The organism is Paenibacillus sp. FSL R7-0026 (assembly GCF_038004485.1).
GTDB classification, from domain to species: domain Bacteria; phylum Bacillota; class Bacilli; order Paenibacillales; family Paenibacillaceae; genus Paenibacillus; species Paenibacillus xylanexedens_A.
On sequence record NZ_JBBORG010000001.1, the window covers coordinates 3,646,121 to 3,662,346 of the forward strand.

The following is a 16,226-nucleotide window of genomic DNA, read 5'->3' on the forward strand; positions in this document are numbered from 1 at the left end:
GGTTATCTTCCTCCAAGTTCAATGAATTGGGTACAGATAAATAGAAATACAGATTAACTTTTTCCCTATGTTATTACCCAAGAGTTGGTTATGCCACCCACTTTTCCACTGCAACCAACTTCATTTATTTAGAAGCCATAAATGGACATTCCACCGTCAACCAGTAACGTCTGACCCGTTATGTATCCGGCTGCATCTGATGCCAGGAACACGACCGGTCCTACCACTTCCTCCAGTTCTCCAACGCGCTGAAGCGGTGTGCGGCTTACAATTTCCTGCAAATACTGGGGATCATCCAGCAGCTTTTCAGTCAGAGGGGTTCGGAAATACCATGGCCCTACTGAATTGACACGGATTCCATACTTGCCCCATTCCAGTGCGAGCACTTTGGTCATATGAATTAACGCAGCTTTGGTCGCGCCATATACAACCCCTGTCCGCAAAGCCGTGTGACCGCCTACCGAAGAGATGTTAATGATCTTCCCGGTCCCACGTTCTTTCATATGCTGACCCGCCAATTGCGAAGCGAAGAAAGCCGATTTTAAGTTTGTCTGCATGATGGTCTCCCACTGCTCGTCCGTCACTTCAAGTGCTGGAGTCCGTATGTTCATACCTGCGTTATTCACCAGAATGTCCAGACTACCCATCTCCGAGATTGCCTCTTGAAACGACTCTTCCATTTGTTCTTTTGATGTCACATCCGCAGTCAGAGCGAGCGCTTTACGCCCTGTCTGTTCATAGATGTAGGCTGCTGTCTCCTCAATTTCTTTCATCGTTCGGGATACAAGTACAACGTCACTGCCTGACTGGGCAAGTCCAATCGCAATTGCTTTTCCGATCCCTCTCCCTGCACCTGTCACCAGTGCTGTCTGTCCATCGAGATGGAATGTGGGTACATTCATGTCACTCACTCCTTCATCAGATTTATAAGTTGAGCTAGAGATTATTTACACTGACACTACGATGACAGAATAACCTTCCAATCGCTGTTATCCCCAGATTTTTTGATTCCCTTTTCTGAAGGGGAAATCCGGGGATAAACGCGAACGCTTCGCTTTTTCAGTTTTTTTCTGTCCTCTCCGTTATCTTGTAAATGATTAGTTCAACTTATATCGCAATCATGCAAATGCTTTATATGTAGGTAAACCCTGATGGGAATCAGGTTACAAAATACTGGCTTGGATTGCCCAGTTCCGGATGGAACTTCTCTCGAAAACGGCCTCCGGTATAATCCCCTATAATTTTTCGCCAGAACGCTTGGGCAATGACATTGTTACGAACCTGGGTCACTTTCCATCTTCCAGGAAAACGTTTGAACAGCTCATAGGCTGCTCGAGTGCCTACTCCACTGCGACGATATTTTTGCATCACAAAAAACTCAGTCAAATAGTAGTCATTATCCTTACTTCCAGGCTCCAATTTCTCCACCAGAGCAAACCCTGCAGGTGCCCCGTCACTTGTAATCAAAAAAGGAAACTTGCGGTCCTCTTCTGCCCAGAATGCCTCCAGACCGGGATATTCCGGAAAAATGCCGTTACTGTCCACATCAATATTCAGATATTTGGTAAAATCATATAGATAAAATTGCATTAAATGCCGAATCACCTGACTGCGTTCCCGGGGAACCAGTTCTATTTTCATATTCATCCGGTTCACCTCCTCTGCTCTACGTATACTAATTACTTTAAAGGTTTACGCGCCGAAGGGCAAGGAAGCATACCTACTTACTGACTACTTCCGTGAACAAGCTGTGAGCATGTAAATTATGGTACACTAGAGCATAGAATATCAGCACATTGAATATTAATTTTATATGTTTTTCACATGGAGGTGTCGAACTTGACCAACGTGCAAAAAGAGATTGATCGACGCAAGCTGGATGACAAACTACCTTCCATGCCTTGGTTCGTTCAACAATTCATGGACTACAAGCTGCCTGACCTGTCCCCCTCTACCCTGCTCGAATATCTGAGAGATTACGAAGCTTTCTTCGGATGGTTGCGAGCAGAAGGGCTGTCTGAGGCAAGCTCTAATAAAGAAGTTACCTTGACTGAACTGGAAGTTCTACGCATGGATTCGGTTACCGCCTATCGGTTATTTCTCACAACCAAACGGGAAGGAACCAATTCCAGAATTACCGTCTCTCGCAAACTCTCTTCCCTCCGCTCCCTTTTTCATTACCTGAGCCAGATTGCGGAAGATGAAGACTTTTATCCTTTGCTGAAGCGGAACATTATGGCCAAAATTGAGATCAAGCGTACCCATAAACCCAAGGACACCGCTGCCAAACTCAAAGGTAAAATCCTGGAGGAAGAGGAACTGCTGGAATTTATCGGCTATATCCTTGAAGGTTACGCTGTTGATATGGAGAAGAACAAACAGGCACTGTATTCCCATGAGCTCAATAAAGAACGGGACGCCTGCATTGCCAGCCTGATTCTGAATTCCGGCTTACGGGTGTCGGAAGTTGTGAACCTGAACGTCGATGATCTCGATCTGAACAACAAACTCCTGTATGTTTATCGCAAAGGTAACAATGATGAGACGTACAAAACACCCGTTTATTTCAGGGAGCAAGCCAAGGACGAACTCGCAACTTATATGAACCTGCGGCAATCACGTTACCGCACGCCCAAGCGGGAGAAAGGTCTGTTCATTGCTCTGCGTAACGGAGACTCGGAAGGAAGTCGAATGACCAAAAGAGCGATTCAGGCCATGATTATGAAATACGCCAAGCGCTTTGGCAAACCTTATCTAACCGTGCACAAATTACGCCACTCATTCGCAACCGACTATTATTTGCAAAATGATATTTACAAAACGAAGGAGCAGCTTGGACACGCTTCTACGGAAACGACCGAGATCTATGCTCACCTTACCGACAAAACGATGTCCGAAGCCATCGAACGTCGTACCGAAGACGGGATGTAACATCCCGAACAACATAAAAGCAGCAAACCGCATCAAGGATTTCGATCCGAGAAAGGTCTGCTGCTTTTTTTTGCTTTTACATCATTTAAGGAGAAGAGCATGAACAGAAATGATTTTAGTTTACATAATAAAAATTACGTAATTTCAAAAAAGAATCAATCATACTCTCTGTACATTCAATCATATCCAGCCACCATAATATCCTACTTCTTGACGTTTCTACGATTCAAATTCACGATTCTGCCTACACTCGCTCTTAACCATCGCTAACAACGCTTTGGCTATATCCTCCGTTTTATGAACCGAGTACCATGTTATATCTCTGCTTACGGTGCTCCGCTCTATAAACTGCTCTGAAGGTAACCATGAGATCATCCCCACTACCCCATCAAGCTGATCAACCAAGGTCAGATCTTTCTCTTCTCGAACCATCACGAATTTGGGATAAGAAGCATCCTTGAATCCTTCAACAACAATCCAATCATAACCGGACAGATGAATTAACATATCCTCAAGCTTGGTTGCCTGTCGCTCCATAATGGCAGTGCGTTTCTCCGACATGACAACCACCGCCGAGGCCCCTGCCTCCCCAAATTGATACGAATCAGTTCCTTCTTGATCCATCTCAAAATGGTCATGTCCATCATGCTTAATCGCAGCTACCTTAAGTCCCAAGGAAGAAAAGTGCCCGATCAGGGCAGCTGTCAGGGTTGTCTTGCCCGTGTTTTTGTATCCAACAATCTGTATGATATGTGGTTTTGTATCACTCATTGTAGTCATCTACCAACTACCTCACATGACCTGTGGGAAGTTTAATAATACGTACCTGCTCACCCGCAGGAATGCCTTTTTTCTCAGGTGGAACAACAATCAGGCAATCACTGTCCTTAATGGTGATCATCACGCTGGATTCATCTACACGGGCGGCAGCCGGTATCGCGTACACCATGCCGTTGCGGATCTCTGTGCGTCCACGAACGAATCGTGTAAAATTGTTCACTTTGGTGTACTCTTCTTCCAAGATCGCAGTCCATTCTTCCATATAAGGATGAGCATCCGCCTGCATGGAACGAATGGTTGGACGCACAAACAAACTAAAGCCCACAAAACAAGCCCCAGGGTTACCGGAAAGTGCAAATAGCAATTTATCTTTATATACAGCAGCTGTGGTCACACTGCCTGGTCGCATCGTCACTTTGTTAAACAACATCTCCACATGTTCTTCCAGCACAAGTTCGCCCATAATATCATAATCCCCTACGGATACACCGCCTGTGGTCACCACGATATCATTATCTTGAATGGCTTCTTCCAGTTTGGCCCTTGCCGTATTCACATCGTCCGCAATAGAACCGTACATCACAGGCTCTCCACCTGCTTCAACGACCAGAGAGCGCAGCATGTAACTGTTGCTGTTTCGAATCCGACCTGGTTTCAATGGCTCATCTACATCAAGCAATTCCGTGCCGGTTGCGAATATCGCCACCTTTGGACGTTGAAATACGGGAACTTCTGCTATGCCAAAAGTAGCTAACACGGACTGCTCTCCTGCCCTGATGATCGTTCCTGCTTCGAGCAGTTGCTGTCCCTCTTGGACTTCCAGTCCGATTGGGGTGATGTTAGCACCCGACAATATGTGCCGTTTCAATGCAATCCATTGTTCTCCGTTCTCTACCTTGCTCTCGGTCATCTCCATCATGACTACCGCATCTGCACCTTCTGGAACCTGTGCACCGGTCATTATTCGAGCCGTCGTACCTGAAACAATGGTGTGGTCCGAGGTGTAGCCGCAAGGAATTTCATCAATTACTCGAAACCAAACTTGATGATCACTGGATGCATCTATGGTATCTGTACTTAGAATAGCGAATCCATCCATACCCGATCTCCGGAAGAATGGATACGGATGAGGTGCCTGAATCGTCTCTGCAAGTGTGCGGCCATGAGCAGATTCAAGGTGAACTTTCTCTATGGAGCCTACAGTAACTCTTGCAGCTATTTTGGCCTGGGCATCCGCTACCTGTACAGCTGTTCGATTGAATTTGGCAGTTGTCATATCATGTGAATGTGAGTTCAATTTCAAAAGTATTCTTACCTCCTAAAGACTATCATCCTTTAAGAAAGTGTAGCCCGAATACTGTAATATAACAAGTACATCACTTATTGAATCCTGTGACAAAATCTTATTTCTTACAGTTGTAACATCCCTTGATCTATGTTCAACATGAAAGGCATCTTGTCTGCCCATAATATAATTGACAAAGGGAGGCGATGATCATAAGTAATCGATGTGAATTATGCGGAAGAGAACCTGTGAACACGACCGTTCATCATCTGACACCCAAAGAAATGGGCGGAACATTTCTGCCAACGGCCAACCTGTGCATCCCCTGTCACAAACAGATTCATTCGCTATACACCAATCGCGACATTGTAACCCTTGGTCTCACGGATCTGCAATCCTTGAGACAGGATGAACGAATGATTCCATTTATCCGCTGGATTCGCAAACAGCCTGCTTCAACGATTCCCCGCGTACGCAAGTCCAATCATGTTCGCAAATCGTAAACCAAAAAGAACAGCTCCAAGGTCATGTGCCGGCGAGGTGAATCCGCCTTCCCTTGTCACTGTTCTTAAATGAACTATGCGATTGGCAGCCATCCTTATGATTAGATGTTTATTATCTTCGCCTCTTAATTCGGCCGCCGCCCACTCTGGTTTTTGGTTTTTTATAGGATTTCTTAGGTGAATCAAACAACCCACCACTGCTCTTGTTGCGATCAATAGTTCCCTTGCTCTGATCCTTGTTGCGGTTGAATAATCCTCCGCCAGATCCCACGCTTGAATCTTTATCGCTTCCGCGCCTTGTAATCGTACCTTTCCGATCAACAGTAATAGGTGGAGCAAGCTTCTTGTCATTACTTGTTGGTGCACGATAAGATCCTGCACTCGGTTTATACGTATCTTTATTGGTGTATCCTCGATAGTTGCCATAACCTCGCCCGCCAAAAGAATCGAACAGATTACCAATTAATGTAGCGGTGAGATAACCTTGTAAAAAAGATGAATCGTAGTTCTGCCGAACATATTCCTTGGAGTCCACCTCAACCAATGTATCCTCCGGCTTGTTCGGGTCTTGTTGCAGGTGATAATACTCGTCCTGATACACGAGGAACATACGCTCTGTGTTCTCTGCCGAGATCTGATCCGGTTGCCGCTGGTCAGACAATTCCTGAGCCACTTCCGGAACGGTACGGTCCGAAGCCCGGTACACATAGGACGTTGAGTTACCACTCCCGTTAACCGATTCAAGCGGATATGTGTCCTGAACAGAAGGTGCTGCTCCGCACGCGGACAACAGAGACATCACAAGGCTGAGGACCAGCATTAATTTTAATCCATGTGCCAAGCGTTTTTTCATTGGAACCTCTCCTAGCTCGAACGAATCACTTTGATATCCGCAGGAAGAATGGACTCACCCTCATACAGTGTAAATCTTCTGTCTTGCCACTCCACCCGAAGAAGCATATTATCATCCGACTGATACTGCCATACCAATTGTTCTCCAGCCTGGCCATATGGGGTTCTACCTGCCGTTGATACCATGCCTCCATACTCTTCCTCCAGATGATATGCGCGTCCATCCAGGTCCAGCAATGTGGGCACCTCATCAGGTGCATCAAGCCTGCCATCAATTGGTGTATATAGGGCGTAACGTGTGAGTTCCCGTTCTTCGATATGCAAATATCGAAATGCGGTACCATCCTGCAGCGTGAGCACAACTGCATTTCGAGCACGATTTTGTACCCGACCAACGACTTCATAAGTGACCAGAGAAACCTCACAGATATCACCAGGTGCAAGCTGAAGCATCGTTTTTTCTGCCTGCGGTGGTTCAGGTTTCGTTAGTATTCCTTTAATTCGTTTCCATACACTCATGAGAATTACTCCTGTTCCTTAGCTTATAAACAAGCTGCAATAATCAGTGCGCCCACGATATGTAAAGCGCCAGAGAACAAACCGTAACCTGTCTTCCCTTGCTGAATTCCCGTATCCAGATCCAGATTGGCCCATTTGCGAATCATAAAGTGTACAACACTCTCCAGAATTAACAAAATGATAAAGGATACAACGGAGACCAGCAGTGCTTCTCCCAGGTGACCAGCCGTAGAAATGGACGTAGCGAGTACATATCCTTGTGCAAATAATTTCATAACCATACGTGTAGTAACGGCCATATTGCCAGCCTTAACTTCAGCAAAATCCTTATACTTCGTGAACAGTGAATCAACATACATCAGGACAAACAGCAAAACCGAACCAGATCCGGTCCAGACCAGCATCGCCAAAATGTTCAAATCCATTTACACAGCCCCCACATATCAACATGAACCGCATTTAAAAGCGAAGGAGAAATACTCTTCTCCTCCGCTGGTTAACCCTGCTGACAACCAAGGTATTAGTTCTTATTATCGTACTGTTTCATCAATGCTGCGAGTTCGTCTTCAACAGCCTGATCTTTACCCAACTTCTCGAACTCTTCATCCAAAGACTTGCCTTTAGAAGACATTTCGTTGCTTGCTTCTGCCTGTGCTTCCATCTGCATCATTTTCTCTTCCATACGCTTCATACCAGCACTTGCAGTATCAGAGCCAAACCCATTCAACGCTTTGTTGATTTCCGTTTGGGCTTTTGCTGCATTGTAGCGGGCTACCAGTGTTTCGCGTTTGTTCTTCATTTGAGTCAGTTGCTTACGCATCTCGTCGAGCTTGCCACGCAGGTTATCTGCAGAAGCCTTGTTTTGGTCATAGCTGGTTTTGTACTCAGCCATCTTCTCTTCAGCAGCCTTTTTCTCTTCCAGAGCACGTCGAGCCAAATCCAGATTCTGAGCACGTGCCGCCGTATGCGCCTGCTCTTCACGTTTCTTCACAAGTGCTTCCTGCTCTTCGAATAACTGCTTGAACTTCTTCTCAATGGCGATCTGTTGAGCTACTGCTTTCTCCGCATCTTCCAGATCCTCTTGCATGTCACGGATATATTGGTCCGTCATCTTGATTGGATCTTCCGCCTTGTCAATAATGGCGTTAACGTTAGACATTGTTAAATCACGCAATCGTTTGAAAATGGACATTATGTTATTCCTCCTAGTCGATATTACATCGTATATAAACATACATACGTAACAATCTACAACTCGTTTCAATTTTAGCAAATAAAATCAAAACATGCGATTGCTCTTTATGTTAGGAAGATCGTTTATCGTTGTTCAGATGATCCTCCATCAGCCTCTCTGCAGTCTGCACGATTTCGTCGATCTGCATCCGCGTGATGGAATCAAAATGGATACCCATGATCACCGTAACGGTTACTTTCAGCTGCAGGGCAGCCTTTCGAGCAAGCCGCTCACACAGCTCTTGTTCCTTATGCCCAGGAATATGTACCGTCGTCCCGCTTATGCGCTCATGATCCACGTAGAACGTGGCTACGGCGCCAATATGCGCCTTTCCTCCGGTAACGAGAAAAACCTTATCCTCTCCTGCTTCAATCACCTGTAAACGTATGGATTTCAAATCATATGTACTCATATCCTATCCACCTATCCTTTTCTATATGTTATATATGGAGGAATTATGGCTGTCATAAGCTAAATCCGCAATGAAACTTCTCACACTACGCATATTTTATGGAACCCCCGGGCATACCAAGGAGAACGTCATTTTGGAAAAGGAGGCCGTTATTATGCGCGTACGCCTCATTATGCTAATGGTTATCGTTATTTTTCTCGGAGGATATCATGCTCCAGTTTCATCGCGGGATGTTTCAAGCCCGCCAAGTGAATCAGTATCAGGTTCAGATTCTGCGGAAGAAGAACAACTGACATTGGGACAGTTACGTCAAAAATATGCCGATACGTTCAAAACCAATGGTCCTTCAACCAAGAAGGTTGCACTGACTTTTGATGATGTACCTGATCCACGATTTACTCCACAAGTGCTGGATGTATTGAAGAAATACAATGTCAGAGCTACATTCTTCATCGTGGGTAGTCGTGCTGAGAAACATCCGGATCTGGTGAAACGCATCGTTAAGGAAGGGCATATGGTTGGTAATCACAGCTACAATCATCCTGAATTCAGTAAGCTGTCGATGAATGCCTTTCGCAAACAAATTTTACATACCGGGGATATTATTCGACGTTTGGCGGGATATACGCCCAAGATGATTCGGCCACCTTATGGAGACATTAATGAAGAACAGCTGAGATGGGCTGCCAAACAACGCTATAGCATTGTGAACTGGAACGTAGACTCCCTGGACTGGAAAGGCCTCTCCAAGGAAGAGGTGAAGGATAACATCCTATCTGCCGTGAAACCTGGCTCCATCGTTCTACAACATGCAGGAGGCGGTGTAGGATCAAATCTGAACGGTACGATTGAGGCTTTGCCTGAAATCATTGAGGAATTGCGTAATCGGGGATATGAACTGGTCACCTTGGACGAAATGCTGGGATTGCCAAAGGCCAAAGATTAGGATGACCGTGATAACAAATAATGAGAATATTAAAAGGGTGCTGTTCAATCGCAAATTAGCGACTGGCAGACACCCTGTTTGAATTCATTTTAAATGTAATTTACTCTCTACTTCAGAATGTACAGCTCGATATCCTGAAAACCAAATGAGCTTACAGACTGTTTGCTACCCGGGATAAAGATATCAATCCGGTGACCCTTGATTGCACCGCCCACATCCCGCGCTGTGGCTACAAAAGCCTGTTTTGGCAATCCTGGATGGCTGTGACCAGTTACCAGTACTTTGGTTCCAAGTGGAATTACACTTGGATCAACTGCAATCGTGCCCAGTTCAAGGTCATTTCCGAAATAATCGACTGCACCCCATCCTCCATTTTCGGACGGATCTGCAGAGTATGCCGTTGCTTTTACGTTCACAGCTTTGCTGTAATCGAATGTCTTACCCCAGGCTTGAACAACTTTGTTATCTGCGTTAACGTCCAAGCTCGCTGTAGTAACAGTCTTCGCTTGGGTCTTGCTCTCCGTTGCCGCAGCGGCTGCTACATTGTTTGCCTTACCGGGAATCGTAATTTTCAAACCACCATAAATGTTGTAAGCCGAAATGTCGTTGTTTGCTTTAACCAACGTGTTGAGTGCTACTCCATATTGTTTCGATAAGGTGTAGAAGGTATCCCCTTCTTTGGCCACATGAACTGAATCGGCGTGAGCCGGAACGGCTTGAATGAGCATTGCTGTTGTCATTAATGCTACTGCTGTTTTGGCTATACGTTTCTTGTTAATCATGGTCTTCCTCCCTCATTGTGCCTGCGAAGTTAGTTGTCGGATTCGGATGAGGAGCCCACCCTATAGGTTCTTCATTACATTTGAAACGTTATGTACCCCTAATTCACCCCAAGCAGTGTGCCATAGATCTTCCCCCTGCACAATCTGCATCGTTACATCCCCCGCACTCCCTGTCCGGAAGTTTCGGCAGAGTTCAATATATCACAATTTTGTAACCTGAACTTGTAGTAATTCTTACCAAATGGTTTTTAGCATGTCATCATATCTAAGAATACTGCATTCTTTAGAATTATTGGACGACCCGATTCCTTTACATCTGGTAACAGAATAGTTACTTTTCAAATCTATAAATGATTAATACGCACAAAAAAATAGCGTTACCGACTCGATGTCAGTAACGCTATTTAATCTTTCGTTTAGAGTACTTTGGCAAGAAAATCACGTGTACGTGAATTTTTTGGAGCTCCAAACACCTCATCAGGTGTTCCCTCTTCCACAATAACCCCGCCATCCATGAACAAGATGCGGTCTCCCACTTCACGTGCGAAACCCATCTCATGGGTTACGATGACCATCGTCATTCCGCCTTCTGCAAGACGTTTCATGACATCCAGCACTTCACCGACCATCTCAGGGTCCAGTGCCGACGTAGGCTCGTCAAACAGCATCACATGCGGCTGCATGGCCAATGCTCTAGCAATGGCGATCCGCTGTTTCTGTCCACCAGACAGCTGATTCGGGAATGTATCTTTTTTATCGTACAAGCCCACGGTGTTAAGCAGATCAGCAGCAATTTTTTCCGCTTCCTGAGTGGATTGTTTCTTCACTTTAATTGGAGCAATCGTAATGTTTTGCTCTACCGTTTTGTGTGGGAACAGGTTGAAGTGCTGGAACACCATGCCCATTTTCTCACGAGTTGCGTTAATGTTATGCTTGGGGTCCGTGATTGACACGCCTTCAAAATCAATCTCTCCTGAGGTAGGCTGTTCCAGCAGATTCAGACAACGCAAGAAAGTACTTTTACCTGAACCGGAAGGACCGATGACCACGACAACCTCACCTTTGCCAATCGTCACGTTTATGCCCTTAAGCACATCGTTATTTCCATAAGATTTGTGTAATTGTCTAACGTCTATCACTTGCACTCAACTTCCTTTCCAGTCGTCCCAGCAGCTTGGACAAAATGAACGTCATTACAAAGTAGATGGCTGCTGCAATCAAAAATGGACTCAATCCTTGGTACGTAATGTTCTTGACTACACTTGCCTGATACATAATATCCACCATACCGATAACGGAGATAATGGAGGATTCTTTGATGATAGTTATGAATTCATTACCGATCGCTGGTAATACAGCTTTGAAGGCTTGTGGCAATATGATATAACGCATCGCGGCGCCTCTGCCCATTCCGAGGGAACGAGCTGCTTCCAACTGACCACGATCCACACCTTGGATACCTGCACGGAAAATCTCCGCCAGATAGGCACCACTATTGATTGAAAGTGTAATGATACCTGCCTGAAGTGCAGTGAAGTTAATGCCAAAGCTCAGGGAAAAACCATAGTAAATAATCATCAATTGTACCAGCATCGGTGTGCCACGGATCACTTCAACGTAAGCCGTACCGATCCAGCGCAAGATTGCAGCGTCATGCAAACGGAACAAACAGATGATCAATCCAATAATTACCCCGAAGATAACCCCAAGTGCAGACAACAGAAGTGTGTATCCTACACCTGTAGCATAGAAACTTTTGTACTCCCAGAATACTTGGAAAATATTTTGTGATTTGTTCGCTTTATCCGCCATCAAGAGGCTGGCGTCAGTCACCATCTGATTGATTTTATCTTCGCTTTTCAGTCGCTCCAGTGTTCCATTTACTGCAGCTAGCAGCTCGGTATTCCCTTTACGAATCCCGATTGCCGCTTCTGCTTGCTCTTCGTCCGGAACAGCAGCAGCAAGTCCAATGATGTCGTCCAGATAACCTGCAGCAACGGTATCTTCAACGATTGCCGCGTCAATGCGTTTTGTTTGCAGTTGAAGCACGATATCCGAGATTTTATCCAGCGCAGTAAGCTTCGCTCCTGGAATACTCTGTCCGATCGTTTCCTGAATGGAGCCTTTCTGAACGCCAATCTTCGCATTTTCAAGTTCTGCCATAGTTGGATATTTGTCTTTATCCACATTGCGAACCATAATCACTTGTTTGGATTTATAATAGGTGTCGGAAAAATCGATACTTTTCTTCCGCTCATCCGTCGGCGTCATACCTGAAATCACCAGATCAACACGCCCGCTCTGCAATGAAGGCAGAAGACCGTCGAAGCCCATATCCTCAATCACAAGCTCAGCGCCAAGATCTTTGGCAATCTCCTTGGCGATCTCAATATCGAAGCCGACGATTTCATCTTTGCCATTAATCACTTTATGGAATTCATATGGTGCAAAATCGGCACTTGTACCGAGCACCAGCTTTTTACTGCTTGAATTATCTGTAGTTCCACTTGCAAGTGCCACAGGAACGGCAGTCGTCAGCAGAATAACAAAGGTCAACAGCATCATGGTGTAACGACTTATTAATTTCAACCTTTTTCTCTCCCCTTACAATACTTTGTATGCTTCTCATGTTGATGACTGAGTCATTATAAAGTACAATGCATGATTATGCAATGCATTTTGACATTACAAATCTTGACTTGTTTCTGAAAAAATAAAGCAAACATGATATAATCAATGAATTATTTTCATTTTTGCATAAGGAGTTTACTAATGACATCTAACAAATCACAGATACTGACGGTTATTGATCAATATGCTTCCCGTTTCAAAGCCATTTCATCATATATCGGTGCCAATCCCGAACTGGGAAATGAAGAGTATCTCGCTTCTGCCCGTTTGAAAGAAGAACTGGTCTACCACGGTTTCACTGTAGAGGCTCCAATCCTTGGACTGGAGACAGCCTTTATCGGAACCTATTCAGCCGCCAAACCCGGCCCTACCATTGCTTTATTGTGCGAATATGACGCCTTGCCGGAGATCGGTCACGCTTGTGGTCACCATCTGATCTGTATGATGAGTCTTGGTGCTGCTGTTGGGCTGAAATCCATTCTGGATGAAGTAGGTGGAACCATTAAAGTGTTTGGTACCCCCGCTGAAGAGACACGTGGTGCCAAAGTACCGATGGCGGAAGCAGGTTTGTTTGATGACTGTGATGTCGCTCTCATGGCGCATCCATATTATGCCTACGAAAAGTCAGGCAGCTCGCTGGCTATTGATGCTGTGCAATTTGAATTCCATGGCCGATCTTCACATGCTGCTGCAAGCCCGCACGAAGGCATTAATGCACTTGATGCCGTCATTCAAACGTTCAACGGGATTAATGCATTCCGGCAACAAGTGAAAAGCACCGTTCGGATTCATGGTGTGATCAACAACGGAGGTCAGGCTGCAAACATCATTCCTGACTATGCTTCTGCGCAATTTTATGTACGGGCAGCAACTCGCAAAGAACTGAATATCCTCACAGAACGTGTGATTCAGATCGCTGAAGGCTCTGCTTTGCAGACAGGTTGTAAGCTCGTGACATCCAACTATGAAACATCCTATGACGAGATGGTTACCAATGAAGCATTCTCAGCTGCGTTTAGTCAAAATCTGATGGAACTTGGTATCCCGCAAGAAGAGATTGTGAGTGGTAATGATCACGGATCTATGGACATCGGTAACGTTTCCCTGAAATGTCCTGCAATCCATCCCTACATTCGTGTTGTAGACGAGGTGCATACACTGCACTCCATAGCCTTCCGTGACCTTGCACTACAGGAGCGTGCGCTGGATGGCATGATTCTGGGAGCAAAGGCACTTGCAACAACAGCCTATGACGTACTGAGCCAGCCAGAGCTGCTTCAAACCATCCGCACGGAGTTTGAGCAAGCTATTCGCTAAAATTTGCTTTTATCATGTTATATAAGGGTGCCCTGAACAATCTTGAATTCCAAGCTGTTCAGGGCACCCTTTTTTCTAAATTAGCTGTAAGTATATTCAGTACAAAGCTGGAAATGCTGTGAAAGAAACCTTTGAAAACGATGAAAATAATACATTTTATTACAGTAAATGTGATTCGTTTGCTGGCTAACTTGGTTAATTATAACTATGAGTGCGTGTTCAAAAAGACTGGTTTTCATAACTTATCCTATATTCAGGAGGTGCTGTCATGCTGCTCGAAGCCATGTATCATGTTCCTCGTGACAAATGGGCTTATGCTTATAATTCGTCTACCATACATCTGCGCGTACGAACCAAACGTAATGATGTACAATACGTGACTGCACTGACCGGAGATAAGTACGATTGGAATGGAACATACAAGGAAATTCAATTGGAGAAGGCTGCTTCAGACAACATGTTTGATTATTGGGAGGCTGCCGTCAAGCCACAATTCAAACGTCTCACTTATATATTTCGGATAACTGCCGGTTCAGAAGATGTGTTTCTTGCGGATAATGGAATTCATTATGAGACCCCCTATCCAACTGGAGGATATTATGAGTTCTCGTATATACATGAAATTGATGTGTTTAAGGTGCCCGAGTGGGCCAAAGAGGCCGTCTTTTATCAGATCATGACGGAACGGTTTGCTAATGGAGATCCCAAGCTGAATCCAAAAGAAACGCATGACTGGGGTGGCAAACCTGAGTTGGACAATTATTTTGGTGGAGATCTGCAAGGTGTGCTGGATCATCTGTATGACCTAACTGAACTTGGCGTGAACGCCATTTACTTTACCCCGTTATTCCAGGCCAATTCCTACCACAAATACGACACGATTGATTATAAAAAAGTCGACCCCCATTTCGGTGATAATGCCCTGCTCAAACAATTGACAGAAGAATGTCATCGCCTGGGTATACGTGTCATGCTTGACGCGGTGTTTAACCATTGCAGCGAAGACTTCCCTCCTTTTCAAGACGTTCTCCAGAATGGAAAAAACTCCAAGTATGCCGATTGGTTCCACATCAATGAATATCCGGTTCAGATCAAGGACGGTATACCAACCTACGATACATTTGGTTTCTATGGCAACATGCCCAAGTTCAATACAGCCAACCCTGAGGTTAAGGCATATCTACTTGATGTGGCTGAGTACTGGATCAAGGAAATCAAGCTGGACGGCTGGCGGCTGGATGTAGCGAATGAAGTGGACAACCATTTCTGGCGTGATTTTCGCAAGGTTGTGAAAGCAGCGAATCCTGAAGCCTATATTGTTGGTGAAGTATGGAGCGACTCCTTGACCTGGCTTATGGGAGATCAATTCGATTCGGTCATGAATTATCCTTTTGCCGACAAAGTGCTTCAGTTCTTCTGTGGATCAATGGATGGTTATAACTTTGCCAACGAGATGGGTTCACTGATTATGCGCTATCCGCAACAAACCAACGAAGTGATCTTTAATATGCTGTGCAGCCACGACACCCCACGACTGCTCACCCGGTTAGGAGAAGACAAACGCCGATTAAAGTTGTCGGTTGTATTTCTTTTCACCTATATCGGTACACCTTGTATCTTCTACGGCGACGAAGTTGGGATTAGTGGTGATGCTGACCCTGATTGTCGAAAATGTATGGAATGGGACCCGGCCAAGCAAGACAGAGAATTGTATGATTTCTATCGTCTGATGATTGATTTACGCAAAAGTAATGAAGCCCTGCGCAAAGGACGCTTCCGATTCCTCAAGGCTGATCACAATGATCCCTGTATCGTGTACGAGCGTGTGGATGACAACCTTCACTTTACCGTATGGATGAACAATACACCTCAAGATCGAACACTTTCTCATCCTATGGAAACAAAAGACTGGAAAGATGCATTAACTGAAGAGCCTGTGTTTCCAACCGATGGAATGATGAATATTAAGCTTGACCCCTATGGGTACCGCATTTTGTACAGACAGCTTGATCCGGCAACCATTCAACACTAATG

General features: G+C 45.1%; 17 protein-coding genes and 1 riboswitch. Of the genes, 5 read left to right on the forward strand and 12 right to left on the reverse strand.

The genetic code is table 11. The features are described 5' to 3' along the window. Positions 1 to 128 precede the first annotated feature (128 nt). Positions 129 to 902 (reverse strand): SDR family NAD(P)-dependent oxidoreductase, encoded by a 774-nt coding sequence (locus tag MKY44_RS16040; RefSeq protein ID WP_341007852.1) that lies wholly within the window; start codon positions 900 to 902, stop codon positions 129 to 131. 256 nt (positions 903 to 1,158) lie between these two features. Then, complete coding sequence (locus MKY44_RS16045; protein ID WP_076250273.1) at positions 1,159 to 1,647, reverse strand: GNAT family N-acetyltransferase; 489 nt, start codon at positions 1,645 to 1,647, stop codon at positions 1,159 to 1,161. 177 nt (positions 1,648 to 1,824) lie between these two features. Here MKY44_RS16045 and xerS point away from each other — a divergent pair, with 177 nt between their 5' ends. Then, complete coding sequence (gene xerS, locus MKY44_RS16050; RefSeq protein WP_341007853.1) at positions 1,825 to 2,931, forward strand: tyrosine recombinase XerS; 1,107 nt, start codon at positions 1,825 to 1,827, stop codon at positions 2,929 to 2,931. 219 nt (positions 2,932 to 3,150) lie between these two features. Here the strand turns inward: xerS and mobB are convergent, their stop codons facing one another. Continuing rightward, on the reverse strand, positions 3,151 to 3,711 hold the full coding sequence (gene mobB / locus MKY44_RS16055) for a molybdopterin-guanine dinucleotide biosynthesis protein B (RefSeq protein ID WP_341007854.1): 561 nt from the start codon (positions 3,709 to 3,711) through the stop codon (positions 3,151 to 3,153). Between the two features lie 7 nt (positions 3,712 to 3,718). Further along, positions 3,719 to 4,987, reverse strand: coding sequence for a molybdopterin molybdotransferase MoeA (locus tag MKY44_RS16060; protein ID WP_341009872.1), 1,269 nt, complete (start codon positions 4,985 to 4,987; stop codon positions 3,719 to 3,721). 215 nt (positions 4,988 to 5,202) lie between these two features. On the opposite strand from MKY44_RS16060, the gene MKY44_RS16065 reads away from it, so the two are divergent. Further along, complete coding sequence (locus tag MKY44_RS16065; protein ID WP_341007855.1) at positions 5,203 to 5,499, forward strand: HNH endonuclease; 297 nt, start codon at positions 5,203 to 5,205, stop codon at positions 5,497 to 5,499. Positions 5,500 to 5,611: 112 nt separating this feature from the next. Here the strand turns inward: MKY44_RS16065 and MKY44_RS16070 are convergent, their stop codons facing one another. The 5 genes from MKY44_RS16070 to lpdD form a co-directional block, all read right to left on the reverse strand. After that, positions 5,612 to 6,352, reverse strand: a complete 741-nt coding sequence (locus tag MKY44_RS16070; protein WP_017688102.1) for a DUF4247 domain-containing protein — start codon at positions 6,350 to 6,352, stop codon at positions 5,612 to 5,614. Between the two features lie 11 nt (positions 6,353 to 6,363). Continuing rightward, on the reverse strand, positions 6,364 to 6,870 hold the full coding sequence (locus MKY44_RS16075; RefSeq protein WP_076317633.1) for a DUF4178 domain-containing protein: 507 nt from the start codon (positions 6,868 to 6,870) through the stop codon (positions 6,364 to 6,366). A gap of 23 nt (positions 6,871 to 6,893) precedes the next feature. Then, complete coding sequence (locus MKY44_RS16080; RefSeq protein ID WP_036613690.1) at positions 6,894 to 7,295, reverse strand: DUF350 domain-containing protein; 402 nt, start codon at positions 7,293 to 7,295, stop codon at positions 6,894 to 6,896. 95 nt (positions 7,296 to 7,390) lie between these two features. Then, positions 7,391 to 8,062 (reverse strand): PspA/IM30 family protein, encoded by a 672-nt coding sequence (locus MKY44_RS16085; RefSeq protein ID WP_074095448.1) that lies wholly within the window; start codon positions 8,060 to 8,062, stop codon positions 7,391 to 7,393. A 112-nt stretch (positions 8,063 to 8,174) separates the two neighbouring features. Then, a complete protein-coding gene (gene lpdD, locus MKY44_RS16090) occupies positions 8,175 to 8,516 on the reverse strand; it encodes a prenylated flavin chaperone LpdD (protein ID WP_341007856.1) in 342 nt (113 codons plus the stop codon). 154 nt (positions 8,517 to 8,670) lie between these two features. Between lpdD and MKY44_RS16095 the strand changes: the two genes are divergently transcribed. Further along, the gene (locus tag MKY44_RS16095; protein WP_341007857.1) at positions 8,671 to 9,462 is read left to right on the forward strand and encodes a polysaccharide deacetylase family protein; all 792 of its coding nucleotides are present in this window, start codon (positions 8,671 to 8,673) and stop codon (positions 9,460 to 9,462) included. Positions 9,463 to 9,569: 107 nt separating this feature from the next. Here the strand turns inward: MKY44_RS16095 and MKY44_RS16100 are convergent, their stop codons facing one another. From MKY44_RS16100 to MKY44_RS16110, 3 genes are all read right to left on the reverse strand, one after another. Then, complete coding sequence (locus MKY44_RS16100; RefSeq protein ID WP_339193704.1) at positions 9,570 to 10,244, reverse strand: 3D domain-containing protein; 675 nt, start codon at positions 10,242 to 10,244, stop codon at positions 9,570 to 9,572. 2 nt (positions 10,245 to 10,246) lie between these two features. Beyond that, positions 10,247 to 10,443: riboswitch (cyclic di-AMP (ydaO/yuaA leader) on the reverse strand. Positions 10,444 to 10,660: 217 nt separating this feature from the next. Further along, the gene (locus MKY44_RS16105) at positions 10,661 to 11,383 is read right to left on the reverse strand and encodes an amino acid ABC transporter ATP-binding protein (RefSeq protein ID WP_036613682.1); all 723 of its coding nucleotides are present in this window, start codon (positions 11,381 to 11,383) and stop codon (positions 10,661 to 10,663) included. Then, positions 11,370 to 12,833, reverse strand: coding sequence for an ABC transporter substrate-binding protein/permease (locus MKY44_RS16110; protein WP_081746001.1), 1,464 nt, complete (start codon positions 12,831 to 12,833; stop codon positions 11,370 to 11,372). Before MKY44_RS16110 ends, MKY44_RS16105 begins: the two co-directional genes overlap by 14 nt. A gap of 183 nt (positions 12,834 to 13,016) precedes the next feature. Between MKY44_RS16110 and MKY44_RS16115 the strand changes: the two genes are divergently transcribed. Together MKY44_RS16115 and MKY44_RS16120 are read left to right on the forward strand one after the other, a co-directional pair. Beyond that, positions 13,017 to 14,192, forward strand: a complete 1,176-nt coding sequence (locus MKY44_RS16115; protein WP_341007858.1) for a M20 family metallopeptidase — start codon at positions 13,017 to 13,019, stop codon at positions 14,190 to 14,192. A 268-nt stretch (positions 14,193 to 14,460) separates the two neighbouring features. Then, positions 14,461 to 16,224 (forward strand): alpha-glycosidase, encoded by a 1,764-nt coding sequence (locus MKY44_RS16120; protein ID WP_341007859.1) that lies wholly within the window; start codon positions 14,461 to 14,463, stop codon positions 16,222 to 16,224. Positions 16,225 to 16,226: the final 2 nt, after the last annotated feature.

What these genes read in the sequence shown, in the direction of transcription:
- MKY44_RS16040 (WP_341007852.1), bottom strand. Translation starts at nt 902, where the DNA reads ATGAATGTACCCACATTCCATCTCGATGGACAGACAGCACTGGTGACA.
- MKY44_RS16045 (WP_076250273.1), bottom strand. Translation starts at nt 1,647, where the DNA reads ATGAATATGAAAATAGAACTGGTTCCCCGGGAACGCAGTCAGGTGATT.
- xerS (WP_341007853.1), top strand. Translation starts at nt 1,825, where the DNA reads ATGGAGGTGTCGAACTTGACCAACGTGCAAAAAGAGATTGATCGACGC.
- mobB (WP_341007854.1), bottom strand. Translation starts at nt 3,711, where the DNA reads ATGACTACAATGAGTGATACAAAACCACATATCATACAGATTGTTGGA.
- MKY44_RS16060 (WP_341009872.1), bottom strand. Translation starts at nt 4,987, where the DNA reads ATGACAACTGCCAAATTCAATCGAACAGCTGTACAGGTAGCGGATGCC.
- MKY44_RS16065 (WP_341007855.1), top strand. Translation starts at nt 5,203, where the DNA reads ATGATCATAAGTAATCGATGTGAATTATGCGGAAGAGAACCTGTGAAC.
- MKY44_RS16070 (WP_017688102.1), bottom strand. Translation starts at nt 6,352, where the DNA reads ATGAAAAAACGCTTGGCACATGGATTAAAATTAATGCTGGTCCTCAGC.
- MKY44_RS16075 (WP_076317633.1), bottom strand. Translation starts at nt 6,870, where the DNA reads ATGAGTGTATGGAAACGAATTAAAGGAATACTAACGAAACCTGAACCA.
- MKY44_RS16080 (WP_036613690.1), bottom strand. Translation starts at nt 7,295, where the DNA reads ATGGATTTGAACATTTTGGCGATGCTGGTCTGGACCGGATCTGGTTCG.
- MKY44_RS16085 (WP_074095448.1), bottom strand. Translation starts at nt 8,062, where the DNA reads ATGTCCATTTTCAAACGATTGCGTGATTTAACAATGTCTAACGTTAAC.
- lpdD (WP_341007856.1), bottom strand. Translation starts at nt 8,516, where the DNA reads ATGAGTACATATGATTTGAAATCCATACGTTTACAGGTGATTGAAGCA.
- MKY44_RS16095 (WP_341007857.1), top strand. Translation starts at nt 8,671, where the DNA reads ATGCGCGTACGCCTCATTATGCTAATGGTTATCGTTATTTTTCTCGGA.
- MKY44_RS16100 (WP_339193704.1), bottom strand. Translation starts at nt 10,244, where the DNA reads ATGATTAACAAGAAACGTATAGCCAAAACAGCAGTAGCATTAATGACA.
- MKY44_RS16115 (WP_341007858.1), top strand. Translation starts at nt 13,017, where the DNA reads ATGACATCTAACAAATCACAGATACTGACGGTTATTGATCAATATGCT.
- MKY44_RS16120 (WP_341007859.1), top strand. Translation starts at nt 14,461, where the DNA reads ATGCTGCTCGAAGCCATGTATCATGTTCCTCGTGACAAATGGGCTTAT.